This window comes from Klebsiella sp. D5A, assembly GCF_001620885.1.
GTDB lineage: Bacteria > Pseudomonadota > Gammaproteobacteria > Enterobacterales > Enterobacteriaceae > Klebsiella > Klebsiella variicola.
The window spans coordinates 499,875-522,799 of the sequence record NZ_LOAR01000003.1; the positions used below are offsets into that span (position 1 = coordinate 499,875).

A 22,925-nucleotide genomic window follows, 5' to 3' on the forward strand; every position below is an offset into this window, starting at 1 on the left:
TACTCCTCCTGCAGAAGATTAGCCGTGGACTTTAACGGCCAGTTTGGCGACATGTTCGCCCTGATAGCGGGCGATGGCTAACTCTTCCTCGCTCGGCTGACGCGAGCCGTCTCCGCCGGCGATGGTGGTCGCGCCATAAGGGGTACCGCCGCGGACCTGGGAAATATCAAACAGCTCCTGGGCGCCGTAGCCGATCGGGACGATGATCATGCCGTGGTGGGCCAGCGTCGTCCAGGTCGAGGTAATGGTTTGTTCCTGTCCGCCGCCGGTGCCGGTTGAGCTGAATACGCTGGCGATCTTGCCGTACAGGGCGCCGGACGCCCACAGACCGCCGGTTTGATCGAGGAAGGTGCGCATCTGACCGGACATGTTGCCGAAACGAGTTGGGGTACCAAAGATGATGGCGTCATACTCTGCCAGCTCCTGCGGCGTGGCGACGGGCGCGTTTTGCGTTTTCCCGCCTGCTTTGGCAAATGCTTCAGCCTGCATGGTTTCCGGCACGCGCTTCACAACCACCTCAACGCCATCCACCCGGTTTGCCCCATCGGCGACGGCGTGAGCCATGGTTTCAATGTGTCCATACATGGAATAATAAAGCACCAGAATTTTAGCCATTTCCATCACTCCTCGGTTGCGTTATAAGCCAGCCAAATGGCTGGTTACCTTTAAAGATAAAGCCTCCGCCGGAGAGTGCAAATCCAACGGGCATTTATTTGATTTATAACAAAATGACAAAGCATTATTTACTTTTCCTTGCACCGCGCGGCCTGAAAGGGAGAGAAGGAGGAAGCGTTGTGCCTGCTATTTTGGCCGGTGTGGCAAGGGTGTAGCATCAGGATACATTTTTGCCGACTATTTTTTCTCCGCCAGCAGAGCAGGTTAGAACCCGTACGCGCCGCGAGGGGGCTTTTTTCGCCCGGGTTTGTTTCTGGATATTTCATTTGCCGCCGTCAGCGGCAGTCATTCACTAACCTTATAGATACGCGGTAAGACAGCGGCGTCGCCGCTCCCGCGTAATGCACTATGATGTCTAACCTAATGGAGGTCAGTAATGGCAAACCATCGTGGCGGTTCTGGCAACTTTGCTGAAGACCGTGAAAGAGCATCAGAAGCAGGACGTAAAGGTGGCCAGCATAGCGGGGGGAATTTTAAAAATGACCCTCAGCGCGCCTCAGAGGCTGGCAAAAAAGGGGGTAAAAACAGTCACGGTAGTCGTGAAAGTTAACGCGCGACTCGCACTGTTCTCTTTGATGCGGTGTTAATCTCCCCGACCCAACCGCATCGCCCTCGCCGCCGGCATCTGCCGGCGGTTTTTTTATCTGTCGGTGGTTGCGCTCCCGCCGGGCGGATTGCACACTGGTCGCCCGTTAATCGTCATGGCTGCCTTATGTCTTCGTTAAAATTCTCCATTACCCGCCAGGAAGCTCTTCTCATCATGATCACCATGTTCTGGGGAGGGACGTTCCTTGCCGTGCAGTATGCGGTGAGCCTCAGCGGGCCGCTGTTTTTTGTCGGTCTGCGTTTCGCGACTGCCGCGCTGGCGGTGGGCCTGCTCTCGCTGCGCACCCTGCGAGGGCTGACGTGGCTGGAGGTGAAGGCGGGGGTGGCGATTGGCGTGGCGATTGCGCTGGGGTATGGCCTGCAGACCTGGGGACTGCAGTCGATCTCCAGCAGTAAATCTGCCTTTATCACGGCGATGTATGTGCCGCTGGTACCGCTGCTGCAGTGGCTGTGCCTGGGTCGTATGCCGGGGGTGATGTCCTGCGTGGGGATTGTGCTGGCGTTTATCGGTTTGATCCTGCTGGCCGGGCCGGAAAATAATCTGCTGGCGCTTGGCGTGGGGGAGATGATTACTCTGGCGAGCGCGCTGGCGATCGCGGCGGAGATTATCCTTATCAGCGCCTGGGCCGGGAAAGTCGATGTCCGCCGGGTGACGGTCGTGCAACTGGCGACCGCGTCGCTGGTGGCTTTCGCCGCCATGAAGCCGGCGGGTGAGGCGGTTCCGCCGTTGACGCCGGCCCTGCTCGGCGTCGCGCTGGGGCTGGGGATTTTCAGCGCGATCATTCAGGTGACCATGAACTGGGCGCAGCGCAGCGTCTCGCCGACGCGCGCCACCCTTATCTATACCGGTGAACCGGTATGGGCCGGTATTTTTGGCCGGCTGGCCGGTGAGCGTCTGCCGCTGCTGGCTCTGCTCGGCTGCGTCTTGATCCTCGCGGGAGTGCTGGTAAGCGAGCTGAAGTGGAAGCGCAAGTCGCCGCCGCAGGTTTCCACAAACGACGATGCGCAGCCGCTCACGGACCTGGCCGATCGCCGCGAGCCATAATTTTACGCTTCTGATCCTACAGCGGCGCTTATCCTGGCTGGCCTACTCGTCCGGCTCTGATTGTCTCCAGGCCCGCGCCAGCGCAGCGCCGCCGGGCGATGGCATCAGGCACGGCGTCGCTTTTATGCCGGGTGGCGGCTGCGCCTTACCCGGCCTACAACCCCAACTCACCGCTGGCGTAGGGGCTGCTGAAACTGCCGTTGTTGGCGGCCTCAACATCGCTGAGACGTTCCCGGAAGGCCGGGGCAGCCCGCATGGATGCGGGCTGAGGGCCGTGTTTTGCACGGACGCTGCCTCGGCCCGACCCGAAGCCTGCAGGGATAAGTCGAAGGTACCACGCAGTGGCGATGTTGCTGGCCGGAGCCCGGGGGTACAGGGGGCGGCGGCGACTGGCCGCCCCCTGTGCGCTCCCTGCGCCAGGAGAGGCATAACGCAGAAGACCTATCGGGAGCGCCATCTGCCCGGAAATAACACAGAACAACCGTTTTGCCGGGGCGAAACCGTTGCAAACCGATAACCGTATCAAATTATCCAGCCCTGACGGTCAGTCGGCCCGCGTCAGCGCAGCGCCGCCGGTCGGTCAGGCTCCGTACCTGCGGCGGTGCCGGATGGCGGCATAAATGCCTTATCCGGCCTACAGGCTCACACCACCCAGGCCCACGCGCCAACGCCGCGCTAATGTGGCTTACACCGGCGTTACCCTGGCCTCCTTCGCCTCGCGCGTCCCGCGATGAAGCAGCGCGTGCAGCAGGATCGCCCCGAAGGTGGCCGTACCAATTCCGCCCAGCGTAAAGCCGCCCAGCGACAGCGCGAAATCGCCGGCGCCCAGCACCAGGGTCACCGACACCATGATCAAATTGCTGTTCTGGCTGAGGTCGACGCGGTTTTGCACCCAGATCCGCGCCCCGGCGACCGCGATCAGGCCAAAGACCACGATCGAGGCGCCGCCGATCACCGGCCCGGGAATAGTGTGGATTAATGCGCCAAACTTCGGCGAGAAGCCGAGCAGCATCGCGATCAGCGCCGCGGCGACAAAGACCAGCGTCGAATAAACCTTGGTCACCGCCATGACGCCAATGTTCTCCGCATAGGTCGTGACCCCGCTGCCGCCCACCGAGCCGGAGAGCATGGTCGCCAGCCCGTCGCCGACGAAGGCGCGCCCCATGTACGGGTCCATATTGCGCCCGGTCATCCCGGCGACGGCCTTCAGGTGCCCGAGGTTCTCGGCCACCAGGATCACCGCGACCGGCGCAATCAACATCATCGCCTGACCGTTAAAGGATGGGGTGGTAAAGTGCGGCAGCCCGAACCACGCCGCCTGGGCGAGGGGGGAGAAGTCCAGCGGTTTGCCAAGGCCAAAGCCGTTAGCCAGCAGGGCGTACAGTGCGCAGGCAACGATCAGGCCGACCAGGATCAGCAGACGCTGCAGCATCCCGCGGGTAAATACCGCGACTATGCCGATGCAGAGCACGGTCAACACCGCCATCCAGCTGTCGAAGGCGCTGGCGGACACGCTGCGCACGGCAATCGGCGCCAGGTTCAGGCCGATTGCCATCACCACCGCGCCGGTCACCACCGGCGGCATCAGGCGCTCGATCCAGCGGGTGCCGATCTTCATCACCACCAGACCAATCAGGGTGTAAACCAGCCCGCAGGCGATGATCCCGCCAAGGGCGACGCTCAGATGAGGGTTCAGCCCCTGGCCGTTAAAGCCGGTAATGGCGATCACCACCCCGACAAAAGCGGCGCTGGAGCCGAGATAGCTCGGCACCCGTCCGCCGGTGACGACAAAGAACAGCAGAGTGCCGACGCCCGACATCAGAATCGACAGGTTGGGGTCGAGCCCCATCAACAACGGCATCAGCACCGTCGCACCGAACATCGCAACGGCGTGCTGCACGCCCATCACCAGCGTTTGTCCGGCCGACAAGCGTTCATCGGGGGCGACAACGCCGGACTCAGCGGCGGGGGAGGTCAACTTCCAGCGAGGAAAATCGAAGAGTGCCATGATGATATCCCGGGTTAAAGGTTAACAAGCGGGTCGCGTAAGCGTGTGATAACCGCGGTCAAACCACATCAGTCCCCGGGGCTCCGGGTGACGGGTAATGGCCACGACGTGACAAAACAGGATGTCGTGCGTGCCGACGCTGACGCGCTGGTCGATGCGGCAGTCGAAGCTGACCAGCGCCGCCTCCAGCCGCGGACAGCCGGTGGCGCCGGTCTGCCAGTCGGCGGCGGCAAAGCGCTCGTCCATTGCCGTTTTACCGCCAAACAGCGTCGACAGGGCCTCCTGTCCGGCCGCCAGGGTATTGACGCACAGCGTGTGGTGTTCGCTGAACACCGGCCACACCGAGGCCGAGCGGTTCAGGCAGACCAGCAGGGTCGGCGGCGTGTCGGTAACGCTGCAGACCGCGCTGGCGGTGAACCCCGCCCGGCCCGCCGGGCCATCGGTGGTAATAATGTTAACCGCGGCGCCGACGTGGGCCATGGCGTCACGAAAATTCGCTTTGTCCGCTAACTCCATCGCCAACTCCTTATGCCAGCAGGCAGGCTTCATCAAAGGACAGACGCGGCAGGCGACCATACAGCTTGCCGGGGTCGCCATAGCCGATGTTCACCAGCAGGTTGCTTTTCCAGCCGTTGTCGGCAAAAAACGCCGCGTCGACTTTTTCCCGGTCAAAACCGGACATCGGCCCGGTGTCGAGGCCCAGCGCGCGGCAGGCGAAAATCAGGTACGCCGCCTGCAGCGAGCTGTTGCGAAACGCGGTCTCTTCCGCCAGCTGCGGGCTGGAGGTAAACCAGCTGCGGGCGTCACCGTGGGGAAACAGGGTCGGCAGCCGGTCGTAGAAGGCGCTATCCCATGCCACGATGGCGGTCACCGGCGCCTGCATGGTTTTCTGCAGATTGCCGCTGGAGAGCGTTGGGCGGAGCTTCTCTTTGCCTTCCGCGCTGCGGACGAACACGATGCGCGCTGGCGAACAGTTGGCGGAGGTGGGCCCCATTTTCATCAGGTCCCAGATGGCCTGCAGTTGCGCGTCGCTCACCGGTTTATCGAGCCAGCCGTTGTGGGTACGGGCCTGGGTAAACAGCGTCTCGCAGGCCGTGTGGTTTATCGCGTCGTTCATCGGATCTCCCTGGCGACCGGCAGCATAGCGGCCAGCCCGTCGCGTAAAATGGTATTAAAGGTATCGGCGTCGGTGACGTTACAGGCATGGCCGCCCCACGGCATCTCCACACGCTGGCTGCCGGGGATCGCCGTCTGCAGCACGCGGGAGCAGGAGGCCGGGACCAGCAGGTCGTCAGCGGCGCTGACAATCAGCGTCGGGCAGGCGATGGCCGCCGCACGGCGTGAAAAATCAGCCTGCTTCAGAGCCTGCAGCCGCTTCAGCAGATTCTCTTTGCCCTGAAAATGGCTGATGGCAAGCGCATCTTCCGCTTCGAGGCGCGGCAGGCGCGCGGCCATCCATTCCGCCGGGTAGAGAAACAGCGGTTGCGCTTCAACCCACGCCTGCGCGCCGCCGGCATGCAGTAGACGCTCGCGCACCAGGAAGCAGCGGCGGGTGTGTGGCGACAGCGTCAGCCAGCCGTTGACCAGCACCAGGGCGCTCACCGCCTCGGGGCGATCGAGCGCCAGCTGCAGGCCAATCAGCGCCCCCAGGGCGTGGCCCACCAGCGCAAAGCGGGTGATCCCCGCCGCCTGCAGGGCGCTGAGCAGCTCCTGGGCCATCGTCGCCATGCTGTAGTCGGCGGGCAGCCGGCCGGCGTTTTCCCCGGTCCCGTTATGGTCATAACTCACCAGCTGATACTGTGCCTCCAGCGCCGCGCGCTGCGCCAGCCAGTAGCCGCCGCCGCCGCCCAGACCGGCGCTGAGGACCACCACCGGCGCGCCGGGCCATGGGGCTGGAGCAATATTGAGCCTCATCATGTCGGGGTGCCGATATGGGCGACGCTGGCGATTTCCACCAGCGCATCAGGCTTCACCAGTCCGCACTGAATGCAGAAGCGGGCCGGTTTATCGCCGGGGAAGAACTCGGCGTAGACCTCGTTAATCGCGGCGTAATTTGTCCAGTCGGTGATAAAGATGCTGTTGAAAGTCACATCCGCCATACTCCCGCCCGCCGTTTCGATAACGCTCTTGATGGTCTCCAGCACGTGGCGGGTTTGCGCCTTTGGGTCGCCGATGTGCACCACATTGTTTTGCTTATCAAACGGCAGGGTGCCCGAGACGTAGACCACCCCGTCGGCGAGCGTTCCCGGAACAAAGGGGGCAATCGGCGTGGTGGTGCCTGGCGGAATAATCACCTGTTTAGGCATAACGTTTCTCCTTGGCTAAAGACAGCGGGGTGGCGGGGGACAGCGCGTGGCAGAAGCTCTCGACGTCGCTGACCCAGCCGAAAAAGGTTTCAATATTGAACAGCGCCGCCTGCTGGGCGAAGGCCGGGCCGGCCTGATGGGTGGCATCCTCCAGCACGATGCCGAAGTATTCGAGAAAGAAGCCATCGCGCAGCGTCGATTCGACGCAGACGTTGGTAGCGATCCCGGTGAACACCAGGTGGCGTATGCCGCGGCTGCGTAAAATGCTGTCGAGCGGGGTGTTAAAGAAGCCGCTGTAACGCGGTTTCGGCAACACGATATCGCCTTCCTGCGGCGTCAGCTCATCCACCAGCTGATAATCCCAGCCGCCTTTCGCCAGCAGCTTGCCCTGCAGCTCCGGACGCTGACGCATCGTTTTCAGCGCGTTGGATTTGTGATAGTTTGGCGAGCCCGGGCCGCCAGCTTCAACATACTGGTCATCCCAGCCATTCTGGAACCAGATAATCAGCATGCCCGCGGCGCGGGCGGCGGCGACGGCGGTATTAATATTGTCGATAACCGGCCGGGTGGCGGAGACGTCAAAGCCGGCGAGATCCAGATAACCGCCCTGACTGGCGTAGGCATTCTGCATATCGACCACAATCAGCGCGCTCTGCTGCGGCGCGAAGGTCAGGGATTCCGGGCGAGCGGGAAGGGTAATCATCAGGCCACCTCACGGGTAACAGGAGCAATGTGGTCCCGGCAGCGCATCAGCGGCTGAATGCGTTCGCCAAAGGCGTCGATGCCGGCAAGAAAATCATCAAAGGTCAGCAGCACGCCGTCGGTGCCGGGCACGCTCGCCACTTCATCGAGCATCCGCGCGACGCTGGCATACGATCCGACAAGGGTGCCCATGTTAATGTTGACCGCCGAGGTGGGGTCGGCCATCTGGCGCACGTTGGTATCGCTGCCGGAGCGGGTGTCTTTCTGACTCTGCTCGGTGAGCCACGCCAGCGCTTCTTCATCGGCGCCCGCTTTGTAATGTTCCCATTTGGCGCGCGCCGCCTCGTCGGTTTCGTCGGCGATCACCATAAACAGCACATAGGACCCCACGTCGCGGCCGGTTTTTTCCGCCGCCTGTATCATGCGTGCGGCGGTTGGGGCAAAGGCCGTTGGCGTGTTGACTCCTTTGCCAAAGCAGAAGTTGTAGTCCGCGTGCTGGGCGGAGAAGGCCATACCGGCATCGCTCTGCCCGGCGCAGATCACCTTCATCGGCTGCGAAGGGCGCGGGCTGACCCGGCAGTCGTTCATGGTGAAGTAATCACCTTTGAAATCGCTGCGCCCGGTGCCCCACAGGTCACGGAGCACCTGAACGTATTCGGTGAGATAGTCATAGCGGCTGGCGAAATAGTCATCTCCCGGCCACATGCCCATCTGGTCATATTCCGGTTTTTGCCAGCCGGTCACCAGATTGACGCCAAACCGGCCGCCGGAGATGGAGTCGATAGTGGAGGCCATTCGGGCGACAATCGCCGGCGGCAGCGTCAGGGTGGCGGCGGTGGCGTAGATCTGGATCTTCGAGGTCACCGCGGCCAGGCCGGCCATCAGGGTGAAGGACTCCAGGTTGTGATCCCAGAATTCAGTTTTCCCGCCGAAGCCGCGCAGCTTGATCATGGAGAGCGCGAAGTCGAAATGGTAGTGCTCGGCCTTCTGCACGATAGCCTTATTCAGTTCGAAGGTCGGCATATACTGCGGGGCATGGGTGGAGATCAGCCAGCCGTTGTTGCCAATGGGAACGAAAACACCAATTTTCATACCTACCTCTCTGCAGTCATGGAAGATGGAGTTGCGGTGGTGCGGCATCCTGCCTCTCCCTGGACCACCTCGCAGAAGAGCTAAAGCAAACGCGATGCCAGTTTTATAAATGCTAATGTTATTAATGTGTTACTTTTGAGTTGCTAAAAAGGACGATAAAAAAGTGGACTGGATGGTCAAAATCAGTGCACGAAAAAACGGCAGTCATGCGCAATCAGGGTGCACGGGGTCGTGTCGGCGCGGGGCTTTTGCTATGCTGGTGGCGTCAACTGAAGGAGAGGATGTATGGCACAGGGCGCGGTGAAGAAAAACGGCAAACGTTCACAAGCGGTCAGCGCCAAAAAGGAGGCCATCCTGGCCGCCGCGCTGGAGGCATTTTCGCAATTTGGTATTCACGGTACGCGACTGGAGCAGGTGGCTGAGCGCGCCGGGGTATCGAAAACCAATCTGCTCTATTACTACCCTTCGAAAGAGGCGCTGTATGTGGCTGTCCTGCAGCAGATCCTCGCCATCTGGCTGGCGCCGCTGAAGGCGTTTCGTGAGGATATCAGCCCGCTGGTGGCGATCCGCGAATATATTCGCCTGAAGCTGGAGGTGTCCCGCGATCACCCCCAGGCCTCGAAGCTCTTCTGCCTCGAGATGCTGCAGGGGGCGCCGCTGCTGATGGGCGAACTGACCGGGGACCTGAAAGCGCTGGTCGATGAGAAATCGGCGATTGTCTCCGGCTGGATCGACCGCGGCAAGCTGGCGCCGGTCGATCCGCAGCATTTAATCTTTATGATCTGGGCCACCACCCAGCATTACGCCGACTTCGCCACCCAGGTGGAGGCGGTCACCGGCGCCACGCTGCAGGATGCGGCCTTTTTTGAACAAACGGTCGATAATGTCCAGCGGATGATTATCGAAGGCATTCGCGTCCGTTAATTGGCCGGCGGCAGCGGGCAGCTTTGATCGCCATCCTCGCACTGCAGCAGCGAGGCGAGGAAAGACTCCCGCTCCACGCTCTTATCGGTCATGCACTGGCTTACCAGCATCGGCTGCATGCTGCCGCCTTCGGCGCCGGACGCGAGAAAGGCGCAATCGGCGTCGCGCAGGGCGATCCATGCCTGCTGCGCCTGCTTCAGTAATGTTTGTTGTTTACCCACCGCCCGCTGCAGGGCCTGCTGCCAGGTGTCATTCAGCTTTTTGTCGGCCGCCTGATACTGCGCGGCCGCGCACTGATTCATTTCGGTTTGGGTATTGGCGTTGCTGCACTCGTCCGCCAGCGCCGCGCCGCTGGCCAGCAGGGCCATCACGGCAAATAACGTGCGTTTCATTGTTCTGCTCCCATAAAAAAGGCTCCCGTCCGGGAGCCTTAATTAAACACAGCTGACGTCGGCTGTCATTAGCTGATCACAGCGCCGATTTCCCGGATGGCGGCGCACAGCGCCTTATCCGGGCTACCTCGTTGTATTGTTATATTGTCGGGTGGCGCTACGCTTACCCGACCTACAATACAGGCCGTCCTCTGTGCCTTTGGCGGTGTTATGTAGCCCCGGTAAGCGCAGCGCCACCGGGGGCGCCTGTTTTAGCCGATGGTCATCAGGCTGGCGTTACCGCCTGCCGCCGCGGTGTTAACGCTCAGCGAGCGCTCAATATACAGCCGCTCCAGCAGCAGGTTGGTTTCGCCGCGGGCGAAGCCCTGCACGGAGACTATCGCCCCATCGCGCGCCGCCACCTGCTCGCACAGCTCGCGCAGCTGGTCGGAATCGCCGTGGTAGATAACCGCGTCGAAGGCCTGGCCAGGTAACTGCTCCGCTTTGGCAAAGCGAATGCGCTCGCTGACCTCCCGCGGCAGCTTCTTCGCCAGATCGCGCTGCAGGGCGCTGTCCGGCCACAGTACTTCACAACCCACCGCCAGCACAGCCGCCAGCTGGATCAGCGCATCCTGTTCATTATCCGCCACGCACAGCACGCGCTCGCGCGGCATCAGCGTCAGGGTATTGCGCTCGCCGGTTGGCCCCGGCAGCAGGCGTTGGGTGCCGCTTTGCGCCTGCTCGCTGTACTGCTGGCACAGCGCCTGCAGCTCAGGACGGCCCGCCGCCCACTGCTGCAGCGCCAGGAGTGGTTTTTCCAGCAGCGTTTTCAGCTGGGCGTCCAGCGGGCGCTCCGCATCCTGGCGGGCGAAGGTCACGCCAACCGCGTCCTGCGGACGGCTGGAGAGCAGACGGTACAGATACAGCGGACCGCCGGCTTTCGGACCGGTACCGGACAACCCTTCGCCGCCGAACGGTTGCACGCCGACCACCGCGCCAACCATATTGCGGTTGACGTACAGGTTGCCCACCTTCGCGCTGCCGGTGACCTGGGCGATGGTCTCGTCGATGCGGGTATGCACGCCGAGCGTCAGGCCGTAGCCAGAGGCGTTAATCTGCTCCACCAGTTTGTCCAGCTCGTTACGGTTATAGCGCACCACGTGCAGCACCGGGCCGAAGACCTCTTTTTTCAGCTCGTCGAAGCTATCGAGTTCGATAAGCGTCGGCGGCACAAAGGTCCCGTGGCGCCATTCGCTTGCGTCTTCGCTATTCTCGCGCACCGCCTGGTAGACGGTGCGTCCTTTGGCGCGCATCGCCTGAATATGGCGTTCAATATTCTCTTTCGCTTCCGCATCGATAACCGGGCCGATGTCGGTGGTCAGCCGACCCGGGTTACCCATCCGGCACTCGCTCATGGCGCCGCGCAGCATGGTCAACGTATGGTCGGCGACTTCCTCCTGCAGGCAGAGGACGCGCAGGGCGGAGCAGCGCTGGCCGGCGCTGTCGAACGCGGAAGCCAGCACGTCGATCACCACCTGCTCGGTCAGCGCCGACGAGTCGACGATCATCGCGTTCATCCCACCGGTTTCAGCGATCAGCGGCGTCGGGCGACCCTGGGGGTCGAGGCGGCTGGCAATATTGCGCTGCAGCAGCGTCGCCACTTCGGTGGAGCCGGTGAACATCACGCCGCGTACGCGCTCATCGGAGGTTAGCGCGGCGCCCACGGTTTCCCCGCGGCCCGGCAACAGTTGAATAACGCCCGGCGGCACGCCGGCCTCCAGCAGAATCGCCACGCCCTGGGCGGCGATCAGCGGCGTCTGCTCGGCTGGTTTCGCCAGCACGCTGTTGCCGGCCGCCAGCGCGGCGGCAATCTGGCCGGTGAAGATCGCCAGCGGGAAGTTCCACGGGCTGATACAGACCACCGGGCCCAGCGGGCGGTGGGTTTCATTATCGAAATCGTCGCGCACCTGGCCGGCATAATAGTGCAGGAAGTCGACGGCTTCGCGTACTTCGGCGATGGCGTTGCTGAAGGTTTTACCCGCCTCGCGCACCAGGATCCCCATCAGCGTCGGCATCTGGCTTTCCATCAGCACCGCGGCGCGCTCAAGAATGGCGGCGCGCTCCTGCGGCGGGGTGGCGAACCAGATCGGCGCATTGTTGATAGCGCTGGTCAGCGCCTGCTGCACTTCGGCGTCGCTGGCTTCGCGGACGTAGCCGACGATATCTTTCGGCTCTGCCGGGTTAACCACCGGCTGCATCTCGCCTTCGGCCACTGGCTGCTCCAGCATCGGCAATGCCTGCCATTTATGCAGGGCGCTGTTGAGCAGGGAAGAGGAGAGGGAGGCCAGACGGTGCTCGTTCGCCAGATCGAGACCGGCGGAGTTGCTGCGGCCGCTGCCGTAGAGATCACGCGGCAGCGGGATTTTCGGATGCGGCAGGCCGGCCTGGCCTTCCTGCTGCGCCAGTTTTTCTACCGCGCTGACCGGGTCGGCCACCAGCTCGTCCAGCGGCAGGGTATTGTCCGCGATACGGTTGACGAAAGAGGTATTGGCGCCGTTTTCCAGCAGACGGCGCACCAGATACGCCAGCAGCGTTTCGTGGGTGCCCACCGGGGCGTAGATCCGGCACGGCCGGTTCAGTTTGCCGTCGGCGACTTTGCCCACCACCTGCTCGTACAGCGGTTCGCCCATGCCGTGCAGGCACTGGAACTCATACTGGCCCGGGTAGTAGTTCTGGCCCGCCAGCTGGTAGATAGCCGCCAGGGTATGGGCGTTGTGGGTAGCGAACTGCGGGTAAATCAGGTTCGGCACCGCCAGTAGCTTCTTCGCGCAGGCGAGGTAGGAGACGTCGGTGTAAACCTTGCGGGTATAGACCGGATAGCCTTCGAGGCCTTCCATCTGCGCGCGTTTGATTTCGCTATCCCAGTAGGCGCCTTTCACCAGACGGATCATCAGGCGACGGCGGCTGCGGGTGGCGAGGTCAATCAGGTAATCAATAACAAACGGACAGCGCTTCTGGTAGGCCTGAATAACAAAACCGATGCCGTTCCAGCCGGCCAGCTCTGGCTCGAAGCACAGTTTTTCCAGCAGATCGAGGGAGATCTCCAGGCGATCGGCCTCTTCGGCGTCGATGTTGATGCCGATATCGTACTGGCGCGCCAGCAGGGTCAGCGATTTCAGACGCGGGTAAAGCTCTTCCATCACCCGGTCATACTGCGCGCGGCTGTAGCGCGGGTGCAGCGCGGAGAGCTTAATGGAGATGCCCGGCCCTTCATAAATGCCGCGGCCGTTGGAGGCTTTGCCGATGGCGTGGATCGCCTGCTGATAAGAGACCATATAGGCCTGAGCGTCGGCGGCGGTCAGCGCCGCTTCGCCGAGCATATCGTAGGAGTAGCGGAACCCTTTTTCTTCCAGCTTGCGGGCGTTAGCCAGCGCTTCGGCGATGGTTTCGCCGGTGACGAACTGCTCGCCCATCAGGCGCATCGCCATATCCACGCCCTTGCGGATCAGCGGTTCGCCGCTCTTACCGATGATGCGGTTCAGGGAGCGGGAGAGGCTGGTCTCGTTATGGGTCGACACCAGTTTCCCGGTAAACAGCAGCCCCCAGGTGGCGGCGTTGACGAACAACGAAGGGCTGCGGCCGATGTGCGACTGCCAGTTGCCGTTGCTGATTTTGTCGCGGATCAGCGCATCGCGGGTGGCTTTATCCGGAATACGCAGCAGGGCTTCCGCCAGGCACATCAGCGCCACCCCTTCCTGTGAGGAGAGGGAGAACTCCTGCAGAAGACTCTGCACCATGCCGGCGCGGCCGCTGGCGGTCTTCTGGTTGCGCAGTTTTTCCGCCAGCTGATACGCCAGCTTGTGCGCCTGTTCGCCCAGCGACTGCGGCAGACGGGCCTGTTCCAGCAGCATCGGCACCGCGTCGGTTTCCGGGCGACGCCAGGCGGCGGTGATCGCCGCGCGGCTTACCGACTGCGGCAGGATCTGCTCGGCAAATTCGAGGAACGGTTGATACGGCTCTTCCGCCGGTGAACCCGCTTCATCGCTTTCATTGGCGGCGCCGTTCAGAAGCGCCGGCAGCTCAGGCAGCGTCTCATCGTTTTCCAGCTTTTCCAGATAATTGAAGATGGCCTGTTTAATCAGCCAGTGCGGTGTGCGGTCAATACGGCTCGCGGCGGACTTAATGCGCTCGCGAGTTGCGTCGTCAAGCTTAACACCCATGGTGGTGGTGCCCATGCTCAAAACTCCTGTCATTTATCGTTAGGCTTATGCGGTTGCATGGAAATATCCACTATGTTGCAACTTTGTGCAACCTTGTTAATTATGGCTTGTGACGCAAGCCGTGAAATGGCGGATTTGTTAAAAATAATGCCTAAAATAGCAGAATTTTAACCCCGTGCTCATAGGGTATTTGTATGCGTGAGTTAACACTTTTGTTTGGTGCAACCTTTAAAAACGTGAGAGAGTGCAACCTCTAAAAAAATGACGTTTTGCGCTGTCGGGTTTTCGTGTAAATGCTGTGTTAAATCATTTGTGAAAAACCGAAGCTTCCGTCAGGATACGGTCGCCCAATTAAACAACGCACCATTACCCCGTTCCGGTAGTGGAAAAAAACGACGAAGCGGGATGCTGTCGATAAAAATTCTGGAGACTTTGCATGGCTATTAGCACACCGATGCTGGTGACATTTATTGTTTATATTTTTGGTATGGTTTTAATAGGGTTTATAGCCTGGCGTTCGACCAAAAACTTTGATGATTATATTCTCGGGGGGCGGAGTCTGGGGCCATTTGTGACCGCGCTTTCCGCCGGCGCCTCGGATATGAGCGGCTGGCTGCTGATGGGCCTGCCGGGCGCCATTTTTCTCTCCGGGATTTCCGAAAGCTGGATTGCCATTGGCTTAACGCTGGGGGCGTGGATTAACTGGAAGCTGGTAGCCGGGCGCCTGCGCGTGCATACCGAGGTGAATAATAACGCCCTGACGCTGCCCGATTATTTTACCGGCCGTTTTGAAGATAAAAGCCGGGTGCTGAGAATTATTTCAGCGCTGGTTATTCTGCTGTTCTTTACCATCTATTGTGCATCGGGAATTGTGGCGGGGGCGCGTCTGTTTGAAAGCACCTTCGGCATGAGTTATGAAACCGCACTGTGGGCCGGGGCGGCGGCGACGATTATCTATACCTTCGTCGGCGGTTTCCTCGCCGTCAGCTGGACCGACACCGTGCAGGCCAGCCTGATGATTTTTGCCCTGATCCTCACCCCGGTGATCGTGATTATTTCCGTCGGCGGCTTTGGGGATTCGCTGGAAGTCATTAAGAAAAAGAGCATCGAAAATATCGACATGCTCAAGGGGCTGAACTTCGTGGCAATTATTTCGCTGATGGGCTGGGGGCTGGGCTATTTCGGTCAGCCGCATATTCTGGCGCGCTTTATGGCGGCGGATTCGCACCACAGTATCGTTCATGCTCGTCGCATCAGTATGACCTGGATGATCCTGTGCCTGGCGGGCGCGGTGGCGGTCGGCTTCTTTGGTATCGCCTACTTCAATAACAACCCGAGCCTGGCGGGCGCGGTGAACCAGAACGCCGAGCGCGTGTTTATCGAACTGGCGCAAATCCTGTTTAACCCGTGGATTGCCGGGATCCTGTTGTCGGCGATTCTGGCGGCGGTGATGTCCACCCTGAGCTGTCAGTTGCTGGTCTGCTCCAGCGCAATCACCGAAGATCTGTATAAAGCCTTCCTGCGTAAAAACGCCGGCCAGAAAGAGCTGGTGTGGGTGGGGCGAATGATGGTGCTGGTGGTTGCCCTGGTGGCGATTGCCCTGGCGGCCAATCCGGAAAACCGCGTGCTGGGACTGGTGAGCTACGCCTGGGCTGGCTTCGGCGCCGCCTTTGGTCCGGTGGTGCTGTTCTCGGTGATGTGGTCGCGCATGACCCGTAACGGCGCGCTGGCCGGGATGGTGATTGGCGCCCTGACCGTGATCGTCTGGAAGCAGTTTGGCTGGCTGGGCCTGTATGAAATTATTCCGGGCTTTATCTTCGGTAGCCTGGGAATTGTGGTCTTTAGCCTGCTGGATAAGGCGCCGTCGGCCAGCATGCAGCAGCGCTTCGCCGAAGCGGATGCCCATTATCATACGCCGCCGCCGGTACGCGCCACGGCTGAGTAAGGTCATTTGACGCTCACGAGCCCGCCGCTGGCGGGCTTTTTTTTACCTGTTGCCGGGCCGGAATATTATAACCCTTGCTAATTATTTGAAAATCCGCTGATATTTCCTGACTAATAACAATGAGGATAGCAAAGATGACGTTCAGACAGGGTGCAATGGCGCTGGTGCTGGCAGGGTTACTCAGCGGCTGCGTGGCGGGTGGAAGTTCGTCGACCCGCGCGCCGAAGCCCGGCGCCTGCCCGGCGGATCGGTCCATGGTGCAAACCACGCTTTATTTCGGCCTGAGCCGCCCGGCGGGGAAAGACATCACTGCTGAAGAGTGGCAACAGTTTGTCGACCGCGACGTCACGCCGCGCTTTCGCGATGGGCTGACGGTGTTTGATGCCCGCGGCCAGTGGCTTGGCCAGAATGGTCAGGTGGTGCGGGAGCAGAGTAAGGCGCTGATGGTGATCCATGGCAACGATGCGCAGAGCGAGGCCGGTATTGAAGCCCTGCGCCAGGGCTATAAATCACGCTTCGCGCAGGAGTCGGTGATGCGTGTCGACCAGCCGGTCTGCGTGCAGTTCTGAGTAAACGGCGGGGGCAGCCCCGCCGTTTGTCTTACAGCACCAGCCCGGCGAAGCTGGCGGAAAGCAGGCTCACCAGCGTGGCGCTATACACCAGCCGCAGGCCGAAGCGGGAGACGATATTGCCCTGCGGTTCATTCAGGCCTTTGATCGCCCCGGCGATAATGCCGATCGAGGCAAAGTTGGCAAACGACACCAGGAAGACCGAGAGAATGCCGAGCCCGCGCGGCGTCATGCTGGCGGCAATCTTTTGCAGCTCAATCATCGCCACGAATTCGTTAGCGACCAGTTTGGTGGCCATGATGCTGCCGGCGTTCAGCGCATCGCTCAGCGGGATGCCGATAAGCCAGGCCAGCGGATAAAAGACGTAGCCGAGGATCTGCTGGAAGCTGAGACCAAACAGGGTAGCGAACAGCGCGTTAATGGCGCTGATCAGGGCGATAAAGCCGATCAGCATCGCCAGAATAATCATCGCCACTTTAAAGCCGGCCAGAATATATTCCCCGAGCATTTCAAAGAAACTCTGCGATTCGTGCAGCTTCTCGAGTTTTATTTCCTGCTCGCTGTCCGGCCGCGTCGGGTTAATCACCGACAGCACGATAAAGGTGCTGAACATATTCAGGATCAGCGCCGCGACGACATATTTGGCATCCAGCATGGTCATATAGGCGCCGACGATCGACAGTGACACGGTCGACATGGCCGTCGCCGCCATGGTGAACAGACGCCGTGAGGAGAGGTCGCCCAGTACGCCTTTGTAGGCGATGAAGTTCTCCGACTGGCCGAGGATCAGCGAGCTGACGGCGTTGAAAGATTCCAGCTTACCCATGCCGTTTACCTTCGACAGCAGGGTGCCGATGACACGAATGAAAATCGGCAGGATCCGCCAGTGCTGAAGAATACCAATCAGCGCGGAAATAAACACAATCGGACACAGGACGCCCAGGAAAATAAAGGCTAACCCTTTTTCGCTCATGCCGCCAAAGACGAAATTGGTCCCTTCAGCGGCAAAGCCTAACAGTGAAGCAAAAAAGCCGGAGATATTTTTCACCAGCCACAGGCCGCTTTCTGCGTGCAGGAAAAAGAAGGCGAGCGCTATTTCGATAATAATCAACTGGAGAATGTAACGAATACGAATATTTTGTCTGTCGTAGCTGACAAGCCAGGCCAGGGCGAGGATCACCACCAGCGCCAGCAGGAAATGAAAAAATGCAGTCATGTTGTTCTTTTCGCAGGTCAATAAGGCCGCCATTTAGCCATAGCCGCCGCCACGGGTAAATATCTGGCGTAAAAAATCCTTTGCTTATTCTTTTCCCTCATAACAGGCGAATATTTTCGTAAGTCATTATTTGCCAGCGATTTATTTACAGATAGTCATCATTCTCTAAACATTTCGCTTGTGTTTCTGAGTATTGTAATGATAATCACTATCATAAATATTACCTGTTTTTGCATTCGTTGACGGTGCTTTACATTTAAGGGTATTGGCATGTTTGTCCCATTTCTCATTATGTTACGCGAAGGCCTTGAGGCGGCGCTGATTGTCAGCCTGATCGCCAGCTATCTGAAACGCACCCAGCGCGGCAACTGGATTGGCGTGATGTGGATTGGCGTGATCCTCGCGGCGGCGCTGTGTCTTGGCTTAGGCATTTTTATCAACGAAACCACCGGGGAATTTCCTCAGCGCGAACAGGAGTTGTTCGAGGGGATCGTCGCGGTCATCGCGGTAGTGATCCTGACGTGGATGGTCTTCTGGATGCGCAATGTCTCGCGCAACGTTAAACAGCAACTGGAGCAGGCCGTGGACAAGGCGCTGCAGCGCGGTAATCACCATGGCTGGGCGCTGGTGATGATGGTCTTTTTCGCCGTTGCTCGTGAGGGGCTGGAGTCGGTCTTCTTTCTGCTGGCGGCATTCCAGCAGGATGTCGGCATCTGGCCGCCGCTGGGGGCGCTGCTGGGCCTGGCCACGGCAATCGTGCTGGGCTTCCTGCTCTACTGGGGCGGTATCCGCCTTAACCTCGGCGTGTTCTTCAAATGGACTAGCCTGTTTATTCTGCTGGTGGCCGCTGGCCTGGCCGCGGGTGCGATCCGCGCCTTCCACGAGGCTGGCCTGTGGAACATGTTCCAGGATACGGCCTTCGATCTGAGCAACGTGCTGTCGACGCATACGCTGTTCGGCACACTGCTTGAAGGGATCTTCGGCTACCAGGAGACCCCGAGCGTTAGCGAAGTGGCGGTCTATCTGCTTTATCTGATCCCGGCGCTGGTGCTGTTTGCCCTGCCGCCGCGGAATAATACCACTGCCTCGCGGGCTGCCTGACCGGGCGCTGCGAGCTTATAAGCGACACTCTACTTACCGAAAGGGATGATCATGATGATTCATTTTCGCCGTAATGCGCTGCGGGCGACCGTGGCCGCGCTGCTCAGCTCTGCATTGGGTGCTCAGGCTGCGGATATCCCGCAGGTCAAAGTCACCGTCAACGACAAGCAGTGCGAGCCGATGCAGGTGACCGTTAAAGCGGGTAAAACCCAGTTTATTATTCAGAACCATAGCCAGAAAGCGCTGGAGTGGGAAATTCTGAAAGGGGTCATGGTGGTGGAAGAGCGTGAGAACATCGCGCCGGGCTTTACCCAAAAGCTCACCGCTAACCTGCAGCCAGGCGAATATGATATGACCTGCGGCCTGCTCACCAACCCGAAAGGGAAACTGATTGTCACCGGCGAAGCAACCAAAGACGCGGCGAAAGCGGATGCGGTGTTGAGCCTCGGCGACGCGATCACCGCTTATAAGGCCTATGTGACGGCGGAAACCGCGCAGCTGGTCAGCGGCACCAAAGCCTTTACCGACGCGGTGAAAGCGGGCGATATCGAAAAAGCGAAAGCGCTGTACGCCCCGACGCGCCAGCATTACGAGCGCATTGAGCCGATTGCCGAGCTGTTCTCTGACCTTGACGGCAGCATCGACGCCCGCGAAGACGACTTCGAGAAAAAAGCGGAAGATCCGAAATTCACCGGTTTCCACCGTCTGGAAAAGGCGCTGTTTGGCGATAACAGCGTCAAGGGCATGGAAAAATATGCCGATCAGCTGAACAGCGATGTGCTGGAGCTGCAAAAACGCATCAGCGAGCTGGCGTTCCCACCGTCAAAAGTGGTGGGCGGGGCGGCAGGATTAATTGAGGAAGTCGCAGCCAGCAAGATCAGCGGCGAAGAAGATCGTTACAGCCACACAGACCTGTGGGACTTCCAGGCCAACATTGACGGCGCGCAGAAAATCGTCGACCTGCTGCGTCCGCAGCTACAAAAAGAGAACAGCGCGCTGCTGGCGAAAGTGGACGCCAACTTTAAGAAAGTGGACAGCATCCTCAGCAAATATCGCACCAAAGACGGTTTCGAGACCTACGATAAGCTGACCACCGCTGACCGTAATGCGCTGAAAGGGCCGATCACCACCCTGGCGGAAGATCTGGCTCAGCTGCGCGGGATCCTGGGTCTGGACTAAGTCGATGGCACAACAGAAACCCCACGACGTGAACGAGCCGTCACGTCGTCGCTTACTGAAAGGGATCGGCGCGCTTGGCGGCGCGCTGGCCATCACCGGCGGCTCCCCGGTGGCGCATGCGGCAAAAGCAGAAAGTTCCCCCGGGACGCTCACACCCGACGCCCGTCAGGAAAAACAGCCCTTCTACGGCCCGCATCAGGCGGGCATCCTGACGCCGCAGCAGGCCTCGATGATGCTGGTGGCGTTCGATGTGCTGGCGTCAGATAAAGCTGACCTCGAGCGTCTGTTTCGGCTGCTGACCCAGCGTATCGCCTTTTTAACCCAGGGCGGCCCGGCGCCGGATACGCCGAATCCCCGGCTGCCGCCGATGGATTCCGGCATCTTAGGGGCGTGGATTGCACCGGATAACCTGACCATGACCGTCTCGGTTGGCCATTCACTGTTTGATGAGCGTTTTGGCCTGGCGGATAAAGCGCCGAAAAAATTGCAGCCGATGACCCGCTTCCCCAACGATTCACTGGATGCCGCCCTGTGCCATGGCGACCTGCTGCTGCAGATCTGCGCCAATACTCAGGATACGGTGATCCACGCCCTGCGCGATGTCATCAAACATACGCCGGATCTGCTGAGTGTGCGCTGGAAGCGGGAAGGGTTTATCTCCGACAGCGCGGCGCGCAGTAAAGGCAAAGAGACCCCGATCAACCTGCTGGGATTCAAGGACGGCACCGCTAACCCGCCGAGCCACGACAGCGCGCTGATGGATAAAGTCGTGTGGGTGACAGCCGATCAGGACGAGCCGGCCTGGACCGTGGGCGGCAGCTATCAGGCGGCGCGCATCATCCAGTTTCACGTGGAGTTCTGGGATCGGACGCCGCTGAAAGAGCAGCAGACGATCTTTGGCCGCGACAAGCACAGCGGTGCGCCGCTGGGGATGAAAAACGAACACGATACCCCGGATTACAGCAAAGATCCTGGCGGCGAAACGATCGCGCTGGATAGCCATATTCGTCTGGCCAATCCTCGCACGCCGGAAACCCAGTCCAGCCTGATGATGCGCCGCGGCTACAGCTATTCGCTGGGCGTCACTAACGCCGGACAACTGGATATGGGCCTGTTATTCGTTTGCTATCAGCACGATCTGGAAAAGGGTTTTCTGACGGTGCAGAAACGGCTTAACGGCGAGGCGCTGGAGGAGTACGTCAAACCCATCGGCGGGGGCTACTTCTTTGTTTTACCCGGCGTAGTGGATGAAAAACACTATCTGGGAGAGTCGCTGCTGCAGGCCTGATACCGACCCTGTCCGTGAGGGCAGGGCGTTTTCTGCTGTTTTTCTCTTTTTTATTATATTTCCTGCCATGTGTTATATTTCTGTAATACAAATGACCGATAGTCTCCTACACTTGCTTAAGAACTATTTGTTGCGTCATTGTGAAAAATAAGTTGCATTAAGAATCTTTTTTGATGTACTTATTACATACGCGGTAGTTCCCGGCAGTGTGACGTTTCACTATGGAGATCGCGAATGGTAAGGTCCCGTACCGGACAACGTAAAACCACAGACCGTACTCTTCAGCACGGAAGCCCCGCTTCCGGCAGCGATTTTCTTACCCTTTCTCCTTCCGCTTCGAATTATTACCACCTTGGCAGGGTACGCGGTGCGCGTAGCCGCGACTCGTTGTCAGTTCTACCGGCAAGCAATGGCTTACAAGGAAGCCAAACCTCAATCGTTCGTGCGCATAGTCGCGTCGATGTTGACGCGTGTGATGTAAACCTACAACGCAAGGTGCTATCCATGGGAAGACAAAAAGCAGTGATCAAAGCTCGTCGTGAAGCAAAACGTGTGCTGAGACGGGATTCACGTAGCCATAAACAGCGTGAAGAAGAATCGGTCACATCGCTTGTGCAAATGAGTGGCGTAGAAGCAATTGGCATGGCGCGGGACAGCCGTGATACTTCCCCAATTGAGGCGCGCAATGAAGCTCAGGCGCATTATCTGAATGCCATCGACAATAAACAGCTGATTTTCGCCACCGGCGAAGCCGGATGCGGCAAGACCTGGATCAGTGCGGCGAAGGCAGCTGAAGCACTGATCCATAAGGATGTGGACAGAATTATTGTTACCCGTCCCGTTCTGCAGGCCGATGAAGATCTTGGCTTCTTACCGGGAGATATCGCCGAGAAGTTCGCGCCCTATTTCCGACCGGTTTACGACGTGCTGGTGAAAAGGTTGGGGGCTTCCTTTATGCAGTACTGCCTGCGTCCGGAAATCGGCAAGGTGGAAATCGCGCCGTTCGCCTATATGCGCGGACGTACCTTTGAAAATGCGGTGGTGATTCTGGACGAGGCCCAGAACGTGACCGCTGCGCAAATGAAGATGTTTTTAACCCGCCTCGGGGAGAACGTGACGGTCATCGTCAATGGCGATATCACCCAGTGCGATTTGCCCTCTGGTGTGAGATCTGGCCTGAGTGATGCGCTGGCGCGTTTTGAGGAAGACGAGATGATCGGCATCGTGCGTTTCACCACCGATGACTGCGTGCGCTCGGCTCTCTGCCAGCGGACGCTGAAAGCCTATTATTAATCGTCATACTGTGAGCAAGGCCCGGGCTAGCCCGGGCCTTGTTGTTTTTGGGCATCCTCCCGGCGGCGCTGCGCTTAGCCGGGCTACCTGGCGGGTAGGGTCTGGTAGCCGGGGGAGGCATTGCTGCCGACCCCGGGGATGTCTGCGGTGCCACATGCGAAAAAAAAGCCCGTACATGCGTACGAGCTCTTCTTAAAATATGGCGGTGAGGGGGGATTGACTCGCTTCGCTCGCCGTTACTCGGCCCATCCATGGGCCTCGCCCCTGCGGGGCCAACGCAGGCGTTGTTCAAAAACGCTCCCGGCGTTTTTGTCGGGGCAGCCCGCTTACTGCGTGCGCGGTCTGTCCAACTGGCGTTGCCAGTTGTCGAACCCCGGTCGGGGGT

Annotated in this window: 21 protein-coding genes; 9 read left to right on the plus strand and 12 right to left on the minus strand. The window is 59.7% G+C overall.

Features of this window, described 5'->3' with window-relative positions:
* Positions 1-18: 18 nt before the first annotated feature.
* Both wrbA and AS136_RS28575 read right to left on the minus strand, forming a co-directional pair.
* Positions 19-615, minus strand: a complete 597-nt coding sequence (wrbA, locus tag AS136_RS05825) for an NAD(P)H:quinone oxidoreductase (RefSeq protein ID WP_008805935.1) — start codon at positions 613-615, stop codon at positions 19-21.
* A 217-nt stretch (positions 616-832) separates the two neighbouring features.
* Positions 833-934: a hypothetical protein gene (locus AS136_RS28575; protein WP_224224868.1), complete on the minus strand. Its 102-nt coding sequence runs from the start codon at positions 932-934 to the stop codon at positions 833-835.
* A gap of 117 nt (positions 935-1,051) precedes the next feature.
* Here AS136_RS28575 and AS136_RS05830 point away from each other — a divergent pair, with 117 nt between their 5' ends.
* Both AS136_RS05830 and AS136_RS05835 read left to right on the plus strand, forming a co-directional pair.
* Positions 1,052-1,225, plus strand: coding sequence for a con-10 family general stress protein (locus AS136_RS05830; RefSeq protein WP_002898708.1), 174 nt, complete (start codon positions 1,052-1,054; stop codon positions 1,223-1,225).
* 162 nt (positions 1,226-1,387) lie between these two features.
* A complete protein-coding gene (locus AS136_RS05835) occupies positions 1,388-2,326 on the plus strand; it encodes a DMT family transporter (RefSeq protein WP_008805936.1) in 939 nt (312 codons plus the stop codon).
* 685 nt (positions 2,327-3,011) lie between these two features.
* On the opposite strand, the gene rutG is transcribed toward AS136_RS05835, so the two are convergent.
* The 7 genes from rutG to rutA are packed head-to-tail and all read right to left on the minus strand — an operon-like array spanning position 3,012 to position 8,434.
* Positions 3,012-4,334: a pyrimidine utilization transport protein G gene (rutG, locus tag AS136_RS05840; protein ID WP_008805937.1), complete on the minus strand. Its 1,323-nt coding sequence runs from the start codon at positions 4,332-4,334 to the stop codon at positions 3,012-3,014.
* A gap of 21 nt (positions 4,335-4,355) precedes the next feature.
* The gene (gene rutF, locus AS136_RS05845) at positions 4,356-4,850 is read right to left on the minus strand and encodes an NADH-dependent FMN reductase RutF (RefSeq protein WP_063266694.1); all 495 of its coding nucleotides are present in this window, start codon (positions 4,848-4,850) and stop codon (positions 4,356-4,358) included.
* Between the two features lie 10 nt (positions 4,851-4,860).
* Positions 4,861-5,451, minus strand: coding sequence for a malonic semialdehyde reductase (locus AS136_RS05850; protein WP_008805939.1), 591 nt, complete (start codon positions 5,449-5,451; stop codon positions 4,861-4,863).
* On the minus strand, positions 5,448-6,251 hold the full coding sequence (gene rutD, locus AS136_RS05855; RefSeq protein WP_063266695.1) for a pyrimidine utilization protein D: 804 nt from the start codon (positions 6,249-6,251) through the stop codon (positions 5,448-5,450). Before rutD ends, AS136_RS05850 begins: the two co-directional genes overlap by 4 nt.
* Entirely contained in the window at positions 6,248-6,640 is a 393-nt protein-coding gene (rutC, locus tag AS136_RS05860) for a pyrimidine utilization protein C (RefSeq protein WP_004204505.1), read from the minus strand. The genes rutD and rutC overlap by 4 nt, the downstream gene beginning before the upstream one ends.
* Positions 6,633-7,343 carry a pyrimidine utilization protein B gene (rutB, locus tag AS136_RS05865; RefSeq protein ID WP_008805941.1) on the minus strand — a complete coding sequence of 237 codons (711 nt, stop codon included), beginning with the start codon at positions 7,341-7,343 and terminating at the stop codon, positions 6,633-6,635. Before rutB ends, rutC begins: the two co-directional genes overlap by 8 nt.
* The gene (rutA, locus tag AS136_RS05870; RefSeq protein ID WP_063266700.1) at positions 7,343-8,434 is read right to left on the minus strand and encodes a pyrimidine utilization protein A; all 1,092 of its coding nucleotides are present in this window, start codon (positions 8,432-8,434) and stop codon (positions 7,343-7,345) included. Before rutA ends, rutB begins: the two co-directional genes overlap by 1 nt.
* Before the next feature lie 285 nt (positions 8,435-8,719).
* Here rutA and rutR point away from each other — a divergent pair, with 285 nt between their 5' ends.
* Positions 8,720-9,358: an HTH-type transcriptional regulator RutR gene (rutR, locus tag AS136_RS05875; protein WP_004204508.1), complete on the plus strand. Its 639-nt coding sequence runs from the start codon at positions 8,720-8,722 to the stop codon at positions 9,356-9,358.
* On the opposite strand, the gene AS136_RS05880 is transcribed toward rutR, so the two are convergent.
* Together AS136_RS05880 and putA are read right to left on the minus strand one after the other, a co-directional pair.
* Entirely contained in the window at positions 9,355-9,750 is a 396-nt protein-coding gene (locus tag AS136_RS05880) for a lysozyme inhibitor LprI family protein (RefSeq protein WP_008805943.1), read from the minus strand. The genes rutR and AS136_RS05880 overlap by 4 nt on opposite strands.
* A gap of 251 nt (positions 9,751-10,001) precedes the next feature.
* Complete coding sequence (gene putA, locus AS136_RS05885) at positions 10,002-13,964, minus strand: trifunctional transcriptional regulator/proline dehydrogenase/L-glutamate gamma-semialdehyde dehydrogenase (protein ID WP_063266696.1); 3,963 nt, start codon at positions 13,962-13,964, stop codon at positions 10,002-10,004.
* A 421-nt stretch (positions 13,965-14,385) separates the two neighbouring features.
* On the opposite strand from putA, the gene putP reads away from it, so the two are divergent.
* Both putP and AS136_RS05895 read left to right on the plus strand, forming a co-directional pair.
* Positions 14,386-15,894: a sodium/proline symporter PutP gene (gene putP / locus AS136_RS05890; protein ID WP_063266697.1), complete on the plus strand. Its 1,509-nt coding sequence runs from the start codon at positions 14,386-14,388 to the stop codon at positions 15,892-15,894.
* Positions 15,895-16,028: 134 nt separating this feature from the next.
* Positions 16,029-16,463, plus strand: coding sequence for a DUF3574 domain-containing protein (locus tag AS136_RS05895; RefSeq protein ID WP_008805946.1), 435 nt, complete (start codon positions 16,029-16,031; stop codon positions 16,461-16,463).
* 31 nt (positions 16,464-16,494) lie between these two features.
* On the opposite strand, the gene AS136_RS05900 is transcribed toward AS136_RS05895, so the two are convergent.
* Complete coding sequence (locus AS136_RS05900) at positions 16,495-17,679, minus strand: NupC/NupG family nucleoside CNT transporter (protein ID WP_012968585.1); 1,185 nt, start codon at positions 17,677-17,679, stop codon at positions 16,495-16,497.
* Between the two features lie 270 nt (positions 17,680-17,949).
* On the opposite strand from AS136_RS05900, the gene efeU reads away from it, so the two are divergent.
* From efeU to phoH, 4 genes are all read left to right on the plus strand, one after another.
* Positions 17,950-18,780, plus strand: coding sequence for an iron uptake transporter permease EfeU (gene efeU, locus AS136_RS05905; RefSeq protein ID WP_063266698.1), 831 nt, complete (start codon positions 17,950-17,952; stop codon positions 18,778-18,780).
* A 51-nt stretch (positions 18,781-18,831) separates the two neighbouring features.
* A complete protein-coding gene (gene efeO / locus AS136_RS05910; protein WP_008805949.1) occupies positions 18,832-19,959 on the plus strand; it encodes an iron uptake system protein EfeO in 1,128 nt (375 codons plus the stop codon).
* Between the two features lie 4 nt (positions 19,960-19,963).
* Positions 19,964-21,247 (plus strand): iron uptake transporter deferrochelatase/peroxidase subunit, encoded by a 1,284-nt coding sequence (efeB, locus tag AS136_RS05915; RefSeq protein WP_063266699.1) that lies wholly within the window; start codon positions 19,964-19,966, stop codon positions 21,245-21,247.
* A 504-nt stretch (positions 21,248-21,751) separates the two neighbouring features.
* The gene (gene phoH, locus AS136_RS05920) at positions 21,752-22,540 is read left to right on the plus strand and encodes a phosphate starvation-inducible protein PhoH (protein ID WP_002898923.1); all 789 of its coding nucleotides are present in this window, start codon (positions 21,752-21,754) and stop codon (positions 22,538-22,540) included.
* Positions 22,541-22,925 lie beyond the last annotated feature (385 nt).

What these genes read in the sequence shown, in the direction of transcription:
- wrbA (WP_008805935.1), bottom strand. Translation starts at nt 615, where the DNA reads ATGGCTAAAATTCTGGTGCTTTATTATTCCATGTATGGACACATTGAA.
- AS136_RS05830 (WP_002898708.1), top strand. Translation starts at nt 1,052, where the DNA reads ATGGCAAACCATCGTGGCGGTTCTGGCAACTTTGCTGAAGACCGTGAA.
- AS136_RS05835 (WP_008805936.1), top strand. Translation starts at nt 1,388, where the DNA reads ATGTCTTCGTTAAAATTCTCCATTACCCGCCAGGAAGCTCTTCTCATC.
- rutG (WP_008805937.1), bottom strand. Translation starts at nt 4,334, where the DNA reads ATGGCACTCTTCGATTTTCCTCGCTGGAAGTTGACCTCCCCCGCCGCT.
- rutF (WP_063266694.1), bottom strand. Translation starts at nt 4,850, where the DNA reads ATGGAGTTAGCGGACAAAGCGAATTTTCGTGACGCCATGGCCCACGTC.
- AS136_RS05850 (WP_008805939.1), bottom strand. Translation starts at nt 5,451, where the DNA reads ATGAACGACGCGATAAACCACACGGCCTGCGAGACGCTGTTTACCCAG.
- rutD (WP_063266695.1), bottom strand. Translation starts at nt 6,251, where the DNA reads ATGATGAGGCTCAATATTGCTCCAGCCCCATGGCCCGGCGCGCCGGTG.
- rutC (WP_004204505.1), bottom strand. Translation starts at nt 6,640, where the DNA reads ATGCCTAAACAGGTGATTATTCCGCCAGGCACCACCACGCCGATTGCC.
- rutB (WP_008805941.1), bottom strand. Translation starts at nt 7,343, where the DNA reads ATGATTACCCTTCCCGCTCGCCCGGAATCCCTGACCTTCGCGCCGCAG.
- rutA (WP_063266700.1), bottom strand. Translation starts at nt 8,434, where the DNA reads ATGAAAATTGGTGTTTTCGTTCCCATTGGCAACAACGGCTGGCTGATC.
- rutR (WP_004204508.1), top strand. Translation starts at nt 8,720, where the DNA reads ATGGCACAGGGCGCGGTGAAGAAAAACGGCAAACGTTCACAAGCGGTC.
- AS136_RS05880 (WP_008805943.1), bottom strand. Translation starts at nt 9,750, where the DNA reads ATGAAACGCACGTTATTTGCCGTGATGGCCCTGCTGGCCAGCGGCGCG.
- putA (WP_063266696.1), bottom strand. Translation starts at nt 13,964, where the DNA reads ATGGGCACCACCACCATGGGTGTTAAGCTTGACGACGCAACTCGCGAG.
- putP (WP_063266697.1), top strand. Translation starts at nt 14,386, where the DNA reads ATGGCTATTAGCACACCGATGCTGGTGACATTTATTGTTTATATTTTT.
- AS136_RS05895 (WP_008805946.1), top strand. Translation starts at nt 16,029, where the DNA reads ATGACGTTCAGACAGGGTGCAATGGCGCTGGTGCTGGCAGGGTTACTC.
- AS136_RS05900 (WP_012968585.1), bottom strand. Translation starts at nt 17,679, where the DNA reads ATGACTGCATTTTTTCATTTCCTGCTGGCGCTGGTGGTGATCCTCGCC.
- efeU (WP_063266698.1), top strand. Translation starts at nt 17,950, where the DNA reads ATGTTTGTCCCATTTCTCATTATGTTACGCGAAGGCCTTGAGGCGGCG.
- efeO (WP_008805949.1), top strand. Translation starts at nt 18,832, where the DNA reads ATGATGATTCATTTTCGCCGTAATGCGCTGCGGGCGACCGTGGCCGCG.
- efeB (WP_063266699.1), top strand. Translation starts at nt 19,964, where the DNA reads ATGGCACAACAGAAACCCCACGACGTGAACGAGCCGTCACGTCGTCGC.
- phoH (WP_002898923.1), top strand. Translation starts at nt 21,752, where the DNA reads ATGGGAAGACAAAAAGCAGTGATCAAAGCTCGTCGTGAAGCAAAACGT.